Source organism: Amaricoccus solimangrovi (genome assembly GCF_006385685.1).
Taxonomy (GTDB): Bacteria; Pseudomonadota; Alphaproteobacteria; order Rhodobacterales; family Rhodobacteraceae; genus Amaricoccus; species Amaricoccus solimangrovi.
Window position 1 is genome coordinate 1 of sequence record NZ_VFRP01000102.1, and the last position, 1,180, is coordinate 1,180.

At 48.0% G+C, this 1,180-nt stretch carries 1 protein-coding gene; it reads left to right on the forward strand.

Annotated elements, in window-relative coordinates; all coding sequences use genetic code 11:
* The first annotated feature begins 138 nt into the window (after window positions 1–138).
* Window positions 139–1,125 carry an IS481 family transposase gene (locus tag FJM51_RS26500; RefSeq protein WP_140456493.1) on the forward strand — a complete coding sequence of 329 codons (987 nt, stop codon included), beginning with the start codon at window positions 139–141 and terminating at the stop codon, window positions 1,123–1,125.
* The last annotated feature ends 55 nt before the right edge of the window (window positions 1,126–1,180 follow it).

The following is a 1,180-nucleotide window of genomic DNA, read 5'->3' on the forward strand; positions in this document are numbered from 1 at the left end:
TGTGAAGGTTCAATAGATTCGCTACATTTTTACCTGTTGATTTAATCTTTAGATATTACTATTATTACTGCTGTGGACTTGTGGGTAACTCGACAGAGTTATCCATAAATCCACAGCTATTTTTTTGCCTGTGTCGCTATGAAAAAAGAAGAGCAGAAGCAGAAAGCCAGAGAAGACTGGATAAGGGTTTACCAACAGCTGGGCTCTGTCAGCAAAGCTGCTCTTCGATGTGGCATCGCCCGCTCCACTCTGCACCGATGGATCAAGCGCCTGCCAGATGAAGGGCTGGCGGACCGTTCCAGAAGGCCACACAGGCTGGCCCGACAGAAATGGGATGATGATGTAATCAACCTGATTCTGGATATCAGGGACACCTGCCGCTTTGGCAAAATAAGGATCTGCTCACACCTTCTGCAGCAACATCAGGTGAAGATTTCTCCTTCCACCGTGGCCAGGGTGCTTGAGAAGTATGATATGAAATTGCTCAAGCGATACCACAAGAAGAAAGTTTTTAAGCGCTACGCTAAAGAAATCCCAGGAGAAAGGGTGCAGATGGATGTCTGTAAGATAGATACAGGTATCTATCAATACACAGCCATTGACGACTGTAGCCGCTTCAGAGTACTGCACATCTATTCTAGGAGAACAGCCAAAAACACTGTGAGCTTTCTCGAGCGGGTGGTAGAGCAAATGCCCTTTCCCATACAGCGGGTGCAAACTGACAGGGGCAAGGAGTTCTTCGGCATCGCTTTCCAGGAGATACTGCAGGAGTACGGCATCAAGTTCAGGCCCATAAAACCTCGCTCTCCCCACCTGAACGGCAAGGTAGAGAGGAGCCACCAGACGGACCTGCAGGAATTTTATATGATGGCTAACCTGAAGGATCCATGCCTGAACGATAGGCTGGAGGAATGGCAGTTTCATTACAACTGGCACCGTTCCCACAGTTCCCTAAAGGGCAAAACGCCAATGGATGTTGTCACCGAAAAGTCAGCCCTGACCCCGCTGTGGGAAGACATAGAGGCAAAATATGATTCGGCCAGAGAACCGATACGTGAGCAGAACTACGGCTGGGAGAGAAAGCTGAGTAAATACAAGAAAAAGGAGAGGCCTGCCAAAAATTAGAAATGTCTAACTTCTGGCAGGCCTCTAACTGTAGCGTATCTATAGAACCACTACA